General features: G+C 75.4%; 7 protein-coding genes. All 7 read left to right on the plus strand.

The features are described from left to right. The first annotated feature begins 1 nt into the window (after nt 1). The gene (locus AB0O82_RS24165) at nt 2–4,483 is read left to right on the plus strand and encodes an amino acid adenylation domain-containing protein (RefSeq protein ID WP_363586023.1); all 4,482 of its coding nucleotides are present in this window, start codon (nt 2–4) and stop codon (nt 4,481–4,483) included. A 9-nt stretch (nt 4,484–4,492) separates the two neighbouring features. After that, on the plus strand, nt 4,493–6,250 hold the full coding sequence (locus AB0O82_RS24170) for a non-ribosomal peptide synthetase (RefSeq protein ID WP_363586024.1): 1,758 nt from the start codon (nt 4,493–4,495) through the stop codon (nt 6,248–6,250). Then, nucleotides 6,247–7,044 (plus strand): thioesterase domain-containing protein, encoded by a 798-nt coding sequence (locus AB0O82_RS24175; RefSeq protein WP_363586025.1) that lies wholly within the window; start codon nt 6,247–6,249, stop codon nt 7,042–7,044. Before AB0O82_RS24170 ends, AB0O82_RS24175 begins: the two co-directional genes overlap by 4 nt. A gap of 2 nt (nt 7,045–7,046) precedes the next feature. Beyond that, on the plus strand, nt 7,047–8,231 hold the full coding sequence (locus AB0O82_RS24180) for a cytochrome P450 (protein ID WP_363586026.1): 1,185 nt from the start codon (nt 7,047–7,049) through the stop codon (nt 8,229–8,231). 119 nt (nt 8,232–8,350) lie between these two features. Next, on the plus strand, nt 8,351–8,563 hold the full coding sequence (locus AB0O82_RS24185; protein WP_063350320.1) for an MbtH family protein: 213 nt from the start codon (nt 8,351–8,353) through the stop codon (nt 8,561–8,563). A gap of 8 nt (nt 8,564–8,571) precedes the next feature. Further along, on the plus strand, nt 8,572–9,567 hold the full coding sequence (locus AB0O82_RS24190; RefSeq protein ID WP_363586027.1) for a TauD/TfdA family dioxygenase: 996 nt from the start codon (nt 8,572–8,574) through the stop codon (nt 9,565–9,567). Between the two features lie 45 nt (nt 9,568–9,612). Then, nucleotides 9,613–15,852, plus strand: a 6,240-nt coding sequence (locus AB0O82_RS24195) for an amino acid adenylation domain-containing protein (RefSeq protein WP_363586028.1), incomplete at its 3' end; no start/stop codon positions are given.

A 15,852-nucleotide genomic window follows, 5' to 3' on the forward strand; every position in this document is an offset into this window, starting at 1 on the left:
CGTGAGCCCGTCCGACCACCCGGCGCGCACCGCGCCCGCCTCGGGGCTGCAACGCGGCCTCTGGTTCCTCGACCGCCTCGATCCGCGGCAGGTCACCTACTGCACGCCCTGGACGGTCGACGTCACCGGCCCGCTCGACCTCCCGCTGCTCCAGCGCGCGCTGGACGCCCTGGTGGCCCGGCACGAGGTGCTGCGCACCACCTTCGCGCTGCACCCCGACGGCCCGCGCCAGCAGGTCCACCACACCCTCGCCGTGCCGCTCGCGGTGACCGACCTGCGCCCGCAGGGCGGCCCCGAGCAGGCCGGACGCCTGGAGGAACTGCTCACCGCCCGCTGCGCCGAACCCTTCGACCTGGCCGCCGGACCGCTGCTGCGCGCCGAGGCCTTCCAACTGGCGGACGAGCGCACCACGCTGCTGTTCACCGTCCACCACATCGTCTGGGACGGCTGGTCCGCCGAGGTCTTCGAGCGCGAACTCGCCGACCTGTACGGCGCCGCGGTGCAGGGCCGGGCCGCCGACCTGCCGGAACTGACCGTGCAGTACGCCGACTACGCGGTGGAGGAGCTCGACACCTCCTTCGAGGAGCACCTGACCTACTGGAAGGAGCAGCTGCACGGCGCACCCGCCCTGCTGGAGCTGCCCACCGACCGGCCCCGTCCCGCCGAGCGCGGCGCGGCGGGACGGACCGAGGAGTTCGGGCTCGCCCCCGGCACGGCGGCGAAGGTGCGCGCCCTGGCCGAGGCGGAGGGCGTCACCCCCTTCACCGTCCAACTGGCCGCCTTCGCCCTGCTGCTGAACCGCTGGACCGGCGCCGACGACCTGGTGATCGGCACACCCGTCACCACCCGCAACCGGCCCGAACTGGAGCACCTGCTCGGCTACTTCGTCAACCTGCTGCCGCTGCGCCTGCGGCTCGCACCCGGGCTGAGCTTCCGCGCCCTGCTGGAGCACGTCCAGGACGTCGCCTTCGAGGCCTACGGCTACCTCGACGTGCCCTTCGACCAGCTGGTCGACCAGCTCGGCACCGCCCGCACCGCGCAGCACCCGCCGCTGGTCCAGGTGGTGTTCGGCGCCCACGGCGAGGACCGCACCCCGCTCGTGCTCGGCCGGGCCACCGCCGAGAGCCGGGTGCGCTCCAACGGCACCAGCAAGTTCGACCTCACCTGGTCCGTCTTCGACAGCAGCGGGACCGGCAGCGGGACGGGCGGCGACCCCGGCGACCCCGGCGGCGAACTGCGCGGCGAGGCCGAGTACCGCAGCGAGCTGTTCGACGCCGGGACGGTGCGCCGGCTGGCCGCCGACTTCGGCGCCCTGCTCACCGCGGCCCTGGACGAGCCCGACGCCACCGTGCTGCGGCTGACCGGCCGCACCGCCGGGGCCGAGGCCGTCCGGGCCACCGACACCCCCGGCCACTGCCTGCACCGGCTGTTCGAGCAGGCCGCCGACGCCCACCCCGACCGGCCCGCCGTCAGCGACTCCGGCCACACCCTGAGCTACGCCGAACTCGACCGCCGGGCCAACCGCCTGGCCCATGCCCTGCGCGCCCGCGGGGCCGGCCCCGGCGACCGCGTCGGAATGCTGTTGGACCGCACGGCCGACGTCCTGGTCACCGTCCTCGGCGTGCTCAAGACCGGCGCCGCGTACGTGCCCGTCGACCTCGCCGCCCCCGCCGACCGCGCCGCGCTCGTCTTCGCCGACGCCGACGTCACCCTCGTCGTCACCGACCGCCCGGACCGGGCCCCCGAAGGCCCCTGGCAGGCCTACGACCTGACCGCCGAGGCCGCCGACCTGGCCGCCCGGCCGGACCACCGCCCGCCGGCCGCCGGGCGCCCCGGCGACGTCGCCTACATCATCTTCACCTCCGGCTCCACCGGCCGCCCCAAGGGCGTCGCCGTCGCCCACGAGCACGTCAGCCGGCTCATGGCGGACGGCGCGGAGCACTTCGGCTTCGGCCCGGAGGAGACCTGGACGCTCTTCCACAGCTACGCCTTCGACTGGACGGTCTGGGAGATGTGGGGCGCCCTGCTGCACGGTGCCCGCCTGGTCGTCGTCCCCTACGTCACCAGCCGCTCGCCGGAGGAGTTCGCCGAACTGCTGGAGCAGGAGTGGGTCTCCTTCCTCTGCCTCACCCCCTCGGCGCTGCGCCAGCTGGAGCCCGTGCTGCGGCGCGGCCCGCGCGACCTGTCCGCGCTGAAGTGGATCATGCTCGGCGGGGAGGCGCTGGACCCGGGCGTCGTCCAGCGCTGGTTCGAACTCGACCCGCCGCCCCCGGCCCGGCTCTGCAACCTGTACGGCATCACCGAGACCACCGTCCACGTCACCACCCACGACCTGGCCGGCAGCGCCGGCTTCGAGCGCAGCCTGATCGGCGCGCCCATGCCGCACCTCACCGCCCAGGTCCTGGACGACTGGCTGCGTCCGGTGCCACCCGGCGCGGCCGGCGAGCTGTACATCGGCGGCGGCAGCCTCGCCCACGGCTACTGGGGCCGCCCCGGCCTCACCGCGGGCCGCTTCGTCGCCGACCCCTACGGCCCGCCCGGGGCGCGGCTCTACCGCACCGGCGACGTCGCCCGGCGTCTGCCCGGCGGCGGTCTGGAGTACATCGGACGCGCCGACTTCCAGGTCAAGCTGCGCGGCTTCCGGATCGAGCTCGGCGAGATCGAGAACGCGCTCGCCGCCCACCCGGACGTCGACGCCTGCGTCGTCACCGTGCACGACGACCGGCTCGCCGCGTACGTCACCGGGCGCGAGCCCGCCGACGTCCGCGCCTTCCTCGGCCGCTCGCTGCCCCCGTACATGGTCCCGGCCGGCTTCACCGTCCTGGAGTCGCTGCCGCTCACCGTCAACGGCAAGGTGGACCGTGCTGCGCTGCCCGCCCCCGGCCAGCGCAGCACGGCCACCGGAGGCCGCCACGTCGAGCCGCGCACCCCGGAGGAGGAGGCCTTCGCCGCCGTCTGGACGGAGGTCCTCGGGGTGGACGGCATCGGCGTCCACGACGACTTCTTCCACCTCGGCGGCGACTCCATCCGGGCCGTCCAGCTCGCCGGCGCGCTGCACGAGCGCGGCTGGGGGGTGAGCCTGCGGGACGTCTTCAACGCCCCCACGGTCGCCGCCCTGTTGCCGCTGGCCGAGCCCGTCGCCGAAGGCCCGGCCGATCACGAGCCCTTCTCCCTGATCACCCCGGAGGACCGCGACGACCTGCCGCCCGGCCTGGCCGACGCCTACCCGATGGTCTCCATGCAGCTCTCCATGGTCTTCCACATGGAGATCGCCGGCGGCACCGACAGCTACCACAACGTCAACTCCTACCGGATCTCGGGCGACCTCGACGAACAGGCCTTCCGCCGCTCGGTCGCCGAGGCCATGGAGCGCCACGCGGTGCTGCGCACCGGCCTCGACCTGTCCGGCTACGGCGAACCGCTCCAGCTCGTGTACGGGCGGCTGCCCGTGCCCGTCGAGTTCACCGACCTGCGCGGCGAGCCCGACCAGGACACGGCGGTCCGTGAGGTGTTCGACACCCACCGGTGGACGCCCTTCGACCTCACCGCCCCGCCGCTGTTCCGGATCACCGTGCAGCGCCTGGCCGAGGACGCCTTCCAGCTCACCATCTCCGAGCACCACGCCATCCTCGACGGCTGGAGCTTCACCTCGCTGTTCACCGAGATCCTGGAGCGCCACACGGCCCTGGCCGCCGACCCGCTCGGCGCCCCCACCCCGCCGCCGCGCACCGCATTCCGCGACTTCGTGGCCGTCGAACGGCAGGCCGCCGGGGACGAGCGCTCGCTCGCGTACTGGCGCGACCGGCTGTCCGGCGTCAGCGGCCAGTCCTTCCCCGGCAGCGAGGACGTGCACGAGGCGCCGCGCACCGTCGAGCGGGTGCTGCCCGAGGCGCCCGAGCAACTGCGGCAGGTCGCCGACGCCCTGGCCGTGCCCCTCAAGTCGGTCGCGCTCGCGGCCCACCTGCACGCCCTCGCCGCCGTCACCGGGCGACGGCGCGTCACCACCGGCCTCGCCGTGAACGGCCGGCTGGAACGGCTCGGCGGCACCGAGGTGTACGGGCTGTTCCTCAACACCGTCCCGCTGAGCTGCGAGCCCACCGACGACCTGCTCGCCCTGGTGCGCGAGGTGCACCGGGAGGAACTGGACATGATGCCGCACCGCCGGGTGCCCTTCGCCCGGCTCGCCCGGCTGATGACCGACACCGCGCTGGACAGCCAGTTCGGCTACCTGCGCTTCCACGCCCTGGGCCGGCTCAGCTCCGCCCGCATCGTGGACGGCCGGATCGGCTGCGAGCCGACCCTGCGCCACGAGCCCAACAGCTTCGCGTTCGGCGCCTCGCTGATCCAGGACCCGGTCTCGCAGCGCGTGCTGCTCGCCGTGGACCACCAGCGCTCCCTGGTCACCGACACCACCGCCGAGCAGTTCATCGACACCTACACGGCAGCCCTGCACGCCATGGCCGCCTCCGTCCGAGAGTCCTGAGGAACCGTCATGACCGACCTCCTGCACCGCCTGCGCGATGCCGTCGCCGCCCACCCCGAGCGCACCGCCGTCCTCGCCGGAGCGGCCCGCCTGGACTTCGCCGAACTCGACCTGCGCACCGCCGCGCTGGCCCGCGCCCTGCGCGCCCACGGCGTCGGCCGCGGCGACCGGGTCGGCGTCCACCTCGCCCGCACCGCCGACCTGCCGGTCGCCCTGCTCGCCGTCTGGCGGGCCGGCGCCGCCTACGTCCCGCTCGACCCGGCCTACCCCGCCGAGCGGCTGGCCTTCATGGCCGCCGACGCGCGGCTCGCGGCCCTGATCAGTACGGACGGCCTCCCGGCGGCCCAGGACGTGCCGGTCCTGCGCCCGGACGCCGCCGCCGCCGGGTCGGACCTGCCGGAGGCGGCCGACCCGCTCGACCCCGCCTACGTCATCTACACCTCCGGCTCCACCGGGCTCCCCAAGGGCGTCGAGGTGCCGCGCGGCGCCGTCGCCGCCCTGGTGGAGGCACTGGAGGCCGCCGGCGCCTACCGCGCCGAGCCCGGGGTGGTCGGCTGGAACGCCAGCGTCTCCTTCGACGCCTCCGTCCAGCAGTGGGCCCGGATCTGCCGCGGCGACACCGTCCTGGTCATCGGCGACGAGCACCGCGCCGACCCGGCCCGGGTGGCCGCCCTGCTGGCCGAGCACGCCGTCGCCGACCTCGACCTGACCCCCTCGCACTGGGAGCTGCTGCGCGAGCCGCTCACCGGCGCCCGGGTGCCGCGGCTGTTCATGGGCGGCGAGCCCGTCCCCGAGCACACCTGGCGGGAGCTCGCCGACGGCGGCATCGACGCGCTCAACCTGTACGGGCCCACCGAGTGCACCGTCGACGCCGTCACCACGTCGATCAGCGGCCCCGGTCCGCACCTGGGCGAGCCGCTGCCCGGCGTGCGCCTCCACCTGCTGGACGAGAAGCTCGCCCCGGTCGCCGACGGCGTCGTCGGCGAGCTGTACCTCGCCGGGCCCGGGCTCGCCCACGGCTACCCGGGCCGCCCCGGGCTGACCGCCGGACGCTTCGTCGCCGACCCGACCGCCCCCGGCGAGAGGATGTACCGCACCGGCGACCAGGCCCGGCGCGGCGAGGGCGGCCGGCTGGAGTACGTCGGCCGGGTCGACCGCCAGGTCAAGCTGCGCGGCTACCGGATCGAGCTCGGCGAGGTCGAGCACGCGCTGGCCCGGCTGGACGGCGTCCAGGCCGCCGCCGTCACCGTCCACGAGCCCGCCCCCGGCGACCGCCGGCTCGTCGGCTACGTCACCGGCGCCGCCACCGCCGCCGAACTGACCGAGCGCCTGCGGGCCACCCTGCCCGCGCACCTGGTGCCCTCGGCGATCACCGTGCTGGACGCCATGCCGCTCACCCCGAACGGCAAGGTCGACCACGCGGCCCTGCCCGCCCCCGCGGCGCAGCCCGCCCCCGCGGCCGAGGAGGCGCCCGCCGAGGGCCCCGGCGGGCTGGCGGAGCAGGTCGCCGAGGTCTGGCGCACCGTGCTCGGCCTGACCGGCGTCACGCCCACCGACGACTTCTTCTCGCTCGGCGGCCACTCGCTCGCCGCGCTGCGCGTCGTCCACCTGCTGCGCCGCCGGCTCGGCATCGAGCTCCAGCTGCGCCACCTGCTGGACTCGGCCGACCTGGCCGCCTTCACCGCCACCGTCGGGAAGGCCGTCGAGGCCGGCACCGCCGCCCCCCGGCCCGCCCTGACCGCCCGCGCCCGGGTCAGCGGCGCATGACCACCGCCACGCGGGTGCGCCCCCGCGTCGAGGGGGACTGGCTGCTCGTCCCCGCGCCCCAACCGCACCGCCCGTTCCGGCTGTTCTGCTTCCCGCACGCCGGGGGCGACGCCACCGCCTACACCCCGCTCGCCCGCGCCCTCGCCCCGACCGCCGAGGTCTGGGCGGTGCGCCCGCCCGCCCGCGGCGGTCGCCTCGGCCACCCGATGCCCGCGAGCTTCGACCTGCTGGTCGACGCCGTCGTGGACGCCCTCACCCCGCACCTGACGGGCCGGTTCGGCTTCTACGGGCAGAGCTTCGGCGCCCTGCTCGGCTACGAGGTCGCCCGGGCGCTGCCCGCCGAGCGGCGGCCCGAACTGGTGGTCGCCGCCTCCGCATCGCCGCCTGCCACCTGGGCCGGCCGGGACCGCCCGCAGCACACCGCAGACGACCTGCTGCGCCTGGCCGGCATGGGTGAACTCATCGAGGGCGACTCGGAGTTGAAGGAGCACGCGCTTCAGGGCATCCGTACCGACCTGGCCGTGGTCGCCACCTACCGCCCCCGCCCGCACCCGCCGATCGGCTCCGACCTGCACACCGTCGCCGGCGCCGACGACCCGATGCTCGGCTCCGCCGGACTCCAGGGCTGGGCCGTCCACACCCGCGGTGCCAGCGGCCACCACATCGTCCCCGGCGGCCACCTGCTCGCCACCGTCGACGGGCCCGGCCCGGTCGACCTGCTGACCTCCCTCATCGAGCGACCGGGCCCGGGCCACCGGGCCGGCGCCGCCGCCGACCAGTCCACGACGGAGTAGCCATGCTGACCACCACCGCGGTCGACCTCACCGACCCGGGCCTGTGGGCCCGCCCCGACACCCCCGCCCTGGTCGCGGAACTGCGCCGGGAGGCCTCCGTCCACCGCACCGACACCGTCGACGACGGGCCGATCTGGTCGGTGCTCTCCTACCGGCACTCCGCGGAGGTGCTGCGCAACGCCACGCTCTACAGCTCCGAGCAGGGCTCGCTGCTCGGCGCCGGCGAGGGCAACGTCCCGGTCGGCTCCGGCCGGATGATGGCCCTCACCGACCCGCCCCGGCACCGCGAACTCCGCGCGCCCGCCAACCCGTTCTTCGCCCCCGGCCCGGTGCGCGGAGCGTCCCGCGGCATCACCGAACTCGCCGCCTCGATCGTCGACCGGGCCGTCGAGCTGGGCGAGGTCGACCTCGTCGACGCCGTCTCCGCCCTGCCGCTGTCCGTCATGTGCGACCTCCTGGACGTCCCCGAGAAGGACCGCGAGATGGTCGAGCGGGTCTGCGACGTCGCCTTCCTCGGCCGCACCCCCGAGGAGCGCCGGGCCGGCCACCAGCAGCTCATCCCCTACCTGCTGCACCAGGTGATGCTGCGCCGCACCGACCCGCGCGACGACCTGATCAGCAAGATGGCCACCTACCGGGTCGGCGGCAAGCTGCTGCCGATCGAGGACGTCGTCCTCAACCTGGACAACATCGTGGTCGGCGGTGTCCAGACCGTCCGTCACACCGCGGCCATGGGCCTGCACACCCTCGTCCAGCACCCGGAACTGTGGCGGCAGTTGCAGCGGGGTGAGGTCGGCATGGACTCGGCGCTGGACGAACTCCTGCGCTGGACGTCCGTCGGGCTGCACACCCTGCGCACCGCGAGCCGGGACACCGAGCTCGACGGCCGCACCATCCGGCGCGGCGACCGGGTCGCGGTCTGGGTGTGGTCCGCCAACCGGGACCCGGAGGCCTTCGACCGGCCCGAGGAGATCCTGCTCGACCGCGCCCCCAACAAGCACCTCGCCCTCGGCCTCGGCGCCCACTACTGCATCGGCGCGCCGCTGGCCAAGGCCGAACTCGGCGCCCTGTTCGCGGCGATGCTGGAGCGCGTCGCCGTGATCGAACCGACCGGGCCGGTCGTCCACAACCGCTCGATCATCAACTTCGGCCTGGACCACTTCCCGGTGCGCCTCACCCCGCGCTGAACCGGCCCGCCGCGGACCGCCGACGGGCGCCCGAGCCGAACTGCCGCGTTCCTGCCGCGACTCCTGCCGTTGCGCCCCCCGGCCCGCCCCTACCTTCGAAGCAACCCAAGGAGGACACCATGAGCAACCCGTTCGAGGACGACAACGCCGGCTACCTGGTGCTGGTCAACGACGAGAACCAGCACTCGCTGTGGCCGGTCTGGATCGACGTGCCGGCCGGCTGGACCACCGTCCACGGCGAGGACACCCGCCAGGGCTGCCTCGACCACATCGAGGCCAACTGGACCGACATCCGGCCCGCCAGCCTGACCGCCTCCCTCGCCCGGCAGTGAGCGCGACCATGCTGACCTGGGAACTGAACCCCGGCCGTCCGGCCCTCGCGCACGCCCCGCGCACCGCCGACATCGGCGAGGCCCGCGCATGGCTGCGCGAGAACGAGGCCGAGCTCACCGAAGCCCTGCACCGGCACGGCACGATCTTCCTGCGCGGCCTGCCGGTCGCGAGCACCGAGGACGTCGCCGCCGTGCGCGACGTCCTCATCCCCGAGCGCACCCCCTACCGGGAGAAGGCCACCCCGCGCAGCGACTACGGCAACGGCGTCTTCTCCTCCACCGACCTGCCGTCGCCCCAGCCGATCCGGATGCACAACGAGAACAGCTACACCCTCACCTTCCCGGGCCGGCTGCTCTTCGCCTGCCTGACCGCCCCCGAGGAGGGCGGCGCCACCCCGACCGCCGACTGCCGCCAGGTGCTCGACCACCTGCCCGCGCACCTGGTCGAGCGGATGCGGACGTCCGGCTGGACGCTCACCCGCAACTACTCGGACTACGTCTCCCTGGGCTGGCGCACCGCCTTCGCCACCGAGGACCGGGCCGAGGTCGAGGCCTACTGCCGGGAGAACGGCATCACCTGGGAGTGGCTGCCGGACGGCAACCTGCGCACCGGCCAGCTGCGTCCCGGCACCATCCACCACCCGGCGACCGGCGAGGAGGTCTGGTTCAACCACCTCGCCTTCTGGAGCGAGTGGTCGCTCGACCCGGACATCCGCGAGGCGATGACCGACGAGTTCGGCCCGGACGGCTTCCCGTTCAACACCGGCTTCGGGGACGGCGAACCCCTGGAGCGCGCCGACGTCGACGCCCTCAACGAGGCGTACCACGCCGCGACCGTGCGCGAGCGCTGGCAGGTCGGCGACGTGATGCTGGTCGACAACGTGCTGTGCGCGCACGGCCGGGACCCGTACCGCGGCGACCGCAGGATCGCCGTCGCGATGGGGCAGCCCCTCGACGTCCTGGACTGCCGGCCCAGCGTCCGGCCCACCCTGGCCGTCGCCTGACCGTCCCAGACCACCCCGTGCCGTGACGTGAGTAGAGGAAGCACCGTGATCCCGGTTTCGTACGCACAGCAGCGTCTCTGGCTGATCGACCAGATCGAGGGGCCGACCGCGCTGTACAACCTTCCGTTCGCCCTGCGCCTGCGCGGCGAGCTCGACACCGCCGCGCTGCGCGCCGCGACGGTGGACGTGGTCGCCCGGCACGAGGCCCTGCGTACGGTGTTCCCGGTGGCCGGGGGAGTCCCGGTGCAGCAGATCCTGCCGGCCGAGGAGGCGCAGCCGCGCTTCCTGGTCGTGGACTGCGCACCGGACGACTACCCCGCCCGCCGGGACGCGGCCGCCGCCGAGACCTTCGAGCTGAGCCGCGAACTGCCCATCCGGGTCACGGTGTTCACCCTCGCTCCGACCGAGCACGTGCTGCTCGTCGTCCTGCACCACATCGCCGGCGACGGCTGGTCGCTCGGCCCGCTGCTGCGCGACCTCGCCACCGCCTACCGGGCCCGGCTCGTCGGCCGCGCCCCCCACTGGGAGCCGCTGCCCGTCCAGTACGCCGACTACGCGCTCTGGCAGCGCGACCTGCTCGGCGACGAGCGCGACCCCGAGAGCCTGCTCGCCCGCCAACTCGACCACTGGCGAACCGCGCTGGCCGGCCTCCCGGAGGAACTGGAGCTGCCGACGGACCGCCCCCGGCCGCCCGCCCCCACCGGCGCCGCCGACTCCGTCGACCTCACCTGGGGCGCCGACCTGCACAGCGCCCTGCTCGACCTCGCCCGCGCGCACCGCACCACCCTGTTCACCGTCCTCCAGGCCGGCCTGGCCGCACTGTTCACCAGGCTCGGCGCCGGCACCGACATCCCGCTCGGCACCGGCCTCGCCGGCCGCGCCGACGAGGCCCTGGACGACCTGGTCGGCTTCTTCGTCAACTCCCTCGTGCTGCGCGCCGACACGTCCGGCGACCCGAGCTTCGCCGAGCTGCTCGGCCGCGTCCGGGAGGCCCAGCTCGACGCCTTCGCCCACCAGGACATCCCCTTCGAGCGCCTCGTCGAGGAGCTCAACCCGACCCGCGCCCTCGGCCGCCACCCGCTGTTCCAGACCCTGCTGGTGCTCCAGAACCACGGACAGGACGCCGAACTCGACCTGCCCGGGCTGGAGTCCGCACCCGAACCGATCGGCCTGCGGGTCGCCAAGTTCGACCTCAACATCGGCATCGCCGAACGCCACGGCCCCGACGGCGCCCCCGCCGGGCTCACCGGCTCGATCGAGTACGCCGCCGACCTCTACGACCACACCACCGTCGCCGCCCTGGCCGACCGGCTCGGCCTGCTGCTGACCGGTGCCGCCGCCGACCCGCACGCCCCCATCGCCACCCTCGACGTCCTCGCCCCCGAGGAGCGCACCCGCATCCTCACCGAGTGGAACGCCACCGGCGCCCCGGGCCGGCCCGGGACCCTCGCCGAGTCCTTCGAGCGCCAGGCCGACCGCACCCCGCACGCCACCGCCCTCGCCCACGACGGCGGCACCCTCGGCTACGCCGAACTCGACGCCCGGGCCAACCGCCTCGCCCACCACCTGATCGCCCTCGGCGTCGGCACCGAGACCCCCGTCGCGATGCTGATGGAGCGCTCCGTCGACGTCGTCGTCGCCACCCTGGCGATCCTCAAGGCCGGCGGCTGCTACGTGCCCATGCACCCCGGCCTGCCGCCCGAGCGGATGACCGACGTGCTCGCCGACACCGGCGCCCCCGTGCTGCTCACCGACCGCGCCGACCCGGGCTTCCCGCACCGGGCCGTGGTGGTCCGCCCCGGCGACGAGGCGGCCGCCCCCGCCCACCGCCCCGGCGTGCCCGTCCACCCGGACCAGCTCGCCTACGCGATGTACACCTCCGGCTCCACCGGCCGCCCCAAGGGCGTCGCCGTCCGCCACCGCGACGTCCTCGACCTCGCCGCCGACCGGCGCTGGCAGGACGGCCGGCACGAGCGGGTCCTGCTGCACTCCCCGCACGCCTTCGACGCCGCCACCTACGAGATCTGGACGCCCCTGCTGGCCGGCGGCACCGTCGTGGTGGCCCCGCCCGGCGCCCTCGACGCCACCTCCCTGCACGCCGTCACCACCCGCCACGACGTCACCGCCGTCTTCCTCACCAAAGCCCTGTTCGACCTCGTCGCCGAGCAGGCCCCGCAGACCTTCGCCGCCCTGCGGGTCGTCTGCACCGGCGGCGAGGCCGCCTCCGGCACCCTGATGCGGCGCGTCCTGGACGCCTGCCCCGACCTGCTGCTCGCCCACGTCTACGGGCCCACCGAGACCACCACCTTCGCGACCCACCACCCGCTCGTCCACGCCGACCTCGACGGCCCCCGGGTGCCGATCGGCGGCCCGCTCGACGCCATGCGCAGCTACGTCCTCGACGCCCGGCTGTGCCCCGTCCCGCCCGGCGTCCCGGGAGAGCTGTACATCGCCGGTGCCGGGCTGGCCCGGGGCTACCTGAACCGTCCGGGCCTGACCGCCGAGCGGTTCGTCGCCTGCCCGTACGCGCCCGGGGAGAGGATGTACCGCACCGGCGACCTGGTGCGGCTGCGCGCCGACGGCGCCGTGGAGTTCCTCGGCCGGATCGACGGCCAGGTCAAGCTGCGCGGCTTCCGGATCGAACTCGGCGAGATCGAGGCGGCGCTCTCCCGCCACCCCGCCGTGCGCCAGGTCATCGTGATCGCCCGTGAGGACCGCCCCGGCGACACCCGGCTGGTCGCCTACTGCACCGCCGACGCCTCGCTCACCCCGGCCGAGCTGCGCACCTTCGCCGGCACCACGCTGCCCGGCTACATGGTCCCCGCCGCCGTCGTCCTGCTCGACGCGCTGCCGCTCAACGCCAACGGCAAGGTCGACCGCCGGGCCCTGCCCGCCCCGGACGTCGCCGCCGACGGCACCGGCCGCGAGCCCCGCGACGAGCGCGAACGGGCTCTGTGCGAGCTCTTCGGCGACCTGCTCGGCATCGACGACATCACCATCGACGACGACTTCTTCGCCCTCGGCGGCCACTCGCTGCTCGCCACCCGCCTCACCGGGCGGGCCCGCGCCGAACTCGGCATCGAACTCGCCATCGGCGACCTCTTCCAGGCCCCCACCGTCGCCGGGCTCACCGACCGGCTCGCCGACCGCGCGGCCGACGTGCCCGCCCCGGCCCGCCCGGCGCTGCGGCCCGGCCCCCGGCCCGACCGGGTGCGGCTCTCCTTCGCCCAGCGCCGCCTCTGGTTCCTCGCCCAGGCCGAGGGCCCCGCCGCCACCTACAACGTGACCCTCGCCCTGAGGCTGCGCGGCCCGCTCGACCCCGCCGCCCTGGCCGACGCCCTCGGCGACACCGTCCGGCGGCACGAGGCCCTGCGCACCGTCTTCGCCGTCCACGACGGCACCCCCCACCAGCACATCCTCGACGGGCCGACCGCCCCGCTGCTCACCACCACCGACCGGCCGGTGGACGAACTCGCCCGCCACACCTTCGACCTGGCCGCCGACCTGCCCCTGCACGCCTACCTGCGGCCCGAGGGCCCGGACGAGCACGTCCTGGTCCTCGTCCTGCACCACATCGCCGGGGACGGCGCCTCGCTGGGCCCGCTCTACCGCGACCTCACCGACGCCTACCGGGCCCGGCTCGCCGGCCGCGCCCCCGACGGCGAGCCGCTGCCCGTCCAGTACGCCGACTACGCGCTCTGGCAGCACGCCCTGCTCGGCGACGAGGACGACCCGCAGAGCCTGGCCGCCCGCCAACTCGCCTACTGGCGCGCCGCGCTGGCCGACCTGCCGGAGGAGCTGCCGCTGCCCGTGGACCGCCCCCGGCCGCCGGTCGCCACCCACCGCGGCGCCGTCGTCCCGCTGGAACTCGACGCCGAACTGCACGCCCGCCTCGGCGAGCTCGCCGCCCAGCACGGCGCGACCCTGTTCATGGTCCTCCAGGCCGCCTACGCCACCCTGCTGCACCGCTTCGGCGCCGGTACCGACCTGCCGATCGGCACTCCGGTCGCCGGCCGCCTCGACGAGGCCGTCACCGACCTGGTCGGCTACTTCGCCAACACCCTGGTGCTGCGCACCGACCTCTCCGGCCGGCCGGGCTTCGCCGAACTGCTGCGCCGCGTCCGGGACACCGACCTCGCGGCGTACGAGCACCAGGACACGCCGTTCGAGCGCCTCGTCGAGGAGCTCAACCCGGTCCGCTCGCTGGCCCGGCACCCGCTGTTCCAGGTGATGCTGACCTTCGCCACCGCCGCCGAGGCCGGACCGTCCTTCCCCGGTGTGGCGGCGGCGGAGGAGCCCGTCGACTACGGCACCGCCAAGTTCGACCTCAAGCTGTCGCTGACCGAGCGCCACCGCGCGGACGGGACCCCGGGCGGGCTCGCGGGCGGGCTGGAGTACGCCACCGACCTGTTCGACCGGGAGACGGCGGAACGGCTGGGCGCCGCGCTGGTCCTGATCCTGCGGCAGGCCGCCGCCGACCCGGACCTGACCGTCACCGCCGCCGAGGTCCTGCCCGAGGCCGAGCGGGCCGCGCTGACGGCCGGCCCCGCGTCGGCCGGGGAACCGCCGCTGCTCCCGGCCGTGTTCGAGGCCCGGGCCGCGGCCAGCCCGGAGGCGGTGGCGCTGGTCCACGGGGACACCGCGCTGACCTTCGCGGAGCTGAACGCGCGGGCCAACCGGCTGGCGCACCGGCTGATCGCCGCCGGGGTGGCCCCCGGATCGGTGGTGGCCCTCGCCCTGCCGCGCTCGGCGGAGACGGTGGTCGGGCTGCTGGCGGTACTCAAGGCCGGCGGCGCCTACCTGCCGCTGGACGCCGAGTACCCGGCGGAGCGGACGGCGCACATGCTCGCGGACGCCGCGCCCGCCCTGGTGCTGACCGACGCCCGCTGGCCGCTGCCCGAACTGCTGGCCGCCCTGCCCGTCCTGGACGTCACGGACGAGCCCGGCCCGGCCCAGGACCCGCGGCCCCGCCTGCACGCGGCGGACGCCGCGTACGTGATCCACACCTCCGGCTCGACCGGCCGCCCCAAGGGCGTGCTGGTGCCGCACCGCAGCCTCGCGGCCCTGCTGGCCGGCCACCGGGCCACGATGATCGCGGACGCCGAGGCGGCGCACGGCCGGCTGCGGGCCGCGCTGACCGCGTCGCTCTGCTTCGACGCCTCGCTGGAGGTCGTGCTCTGGATGGTCGCCGGGCACGAGCTGCACCTGATCGGCGACGAGGTCCGCCGGGACGCCGCCCTGCTGGTCCGCCACGTGCGCGAGACCGGGATCGACACGCTGCACGTCACCCCCTCGTACGCCGAGCAACTGGTCGAGGAGGGCCTGCTGGAGGAGCCCGCGCCGAAGCTGCTGCTGCTCGGCGGGGAGGCCATCGGCCAGGGCCTGTGGAGCAGGCTGTGCGCGTCCCCGCTGACCGCCGGCCACACCATGTACGGCCCCACCGAGTCCACCGTGCACGCCCTCACCCGGCCGCTCGACGGCACCCAGCGGCCGGTGCTCGGCCGGACGGTCGCCGGGACCGCCGGGTACGTGCTGGACGAGTACCTGAACCCGGTGCCGGTCGGCGTCCCCGGGGAGCTGTACCTGGCCGGGGCCGGGCTGGCCCGGGGCTACCTGAACCGGCCGGGGCTGACCGCCGAGCGTTTCGTCGCCAGCCCGTTCGCCGAGGGTACGAGGATGTACCGCACCGGGGACCTGGTCCGCCGCACCCGCGACGGCGAGCTGGAGTACCTCGGCCGCACCGACCACCAGGTCAAGGTTCGCGGCTTCCGGATCGAACTCGGCGAGATCGAGAGCGTCCTGGCCGCGCACCCGCAGGTGCACCGGGCCGCCGTCCTGCCCGACGACAGCGGCCTGCGCCTGGTCGCCTACGTGGTCGCCGACGGCCCCCTCGACCCGGCCGGACTGCGCGCCTTCGCCGCGGAGACACTGCCCGGCTACATGCTCCCGACCGCCATCGTGCCGCTGCCCGCCCTGCCGCTGAACGCCAACGGCAAACTGGACCGCGCCGCGCTCCCGGCCCCGGACTTCGCCGCCCTCGCCGGCGGCCGGACCGCCCGCACCCCGCAGGAGGAGATCCTCTGCGGCCTGCTCACCGAGGTGCTCGGCCTGGACGCGGTCGGCGCCGACGACGACTTCTTCGCCCTCGGCGGACACTCGCTGCTCGCCACCCGGTTGCTGAGCCGGGTCCGGGGCGCGCTGGGTGCGGAGTTGGGCATCCGGGACGTCTTCGAGGCGCCGACCGCGGCCGGGCTCGCCGGCCGCCTCGACGCTGGCTGCGACCGG

The sequence above is a fragment of the Kitasatospora sp. NPDC088264 genome (assembly GCF_040685715.1).
GTDB lineage: Bacteria > Actinomycetota > Actinomycetes > Streptomycetales > Streptomycetaceae > Kitasatospora.

Coding starts and splice junctions, on each gene's coding strand:
- AB0O82_RS24190 (WP_363586027.1), top strand. CDS start 8,572: ATGCTGACCTGGGAACTGAACCCCGGCCGTCCGGCCCTCGCGCACGCC.
- AB0O82_RS24175 (WP_363586025.1), top strand. CDS start 6,247: ATGACCACCGCCACGCGGGTGCGCCCCCGCGTCGAGGGGGACTGGCTG.
- AB0O82_RS24185 (WP_063350320.1), top strand. CDS start 8,351: ATGAGCAACCCGTTCGAGGACGACAACGCCGGCTACCTGGTGCTGGTC.
- AB0O82_RS24180 (WP_363586026.1), top strand. CDS start 7,047: ATGCTGACCACCACCGCGGTCGACCTCACCGACCCGGGCCTGTGGGCC.
- AB0O82_RS24170 (WP_363586024.1), top strand. CDS start 4,493: ATGACCGACCTCCTGCACCGCCTGCGCGATGCCGTCGCCGCCCACCCC.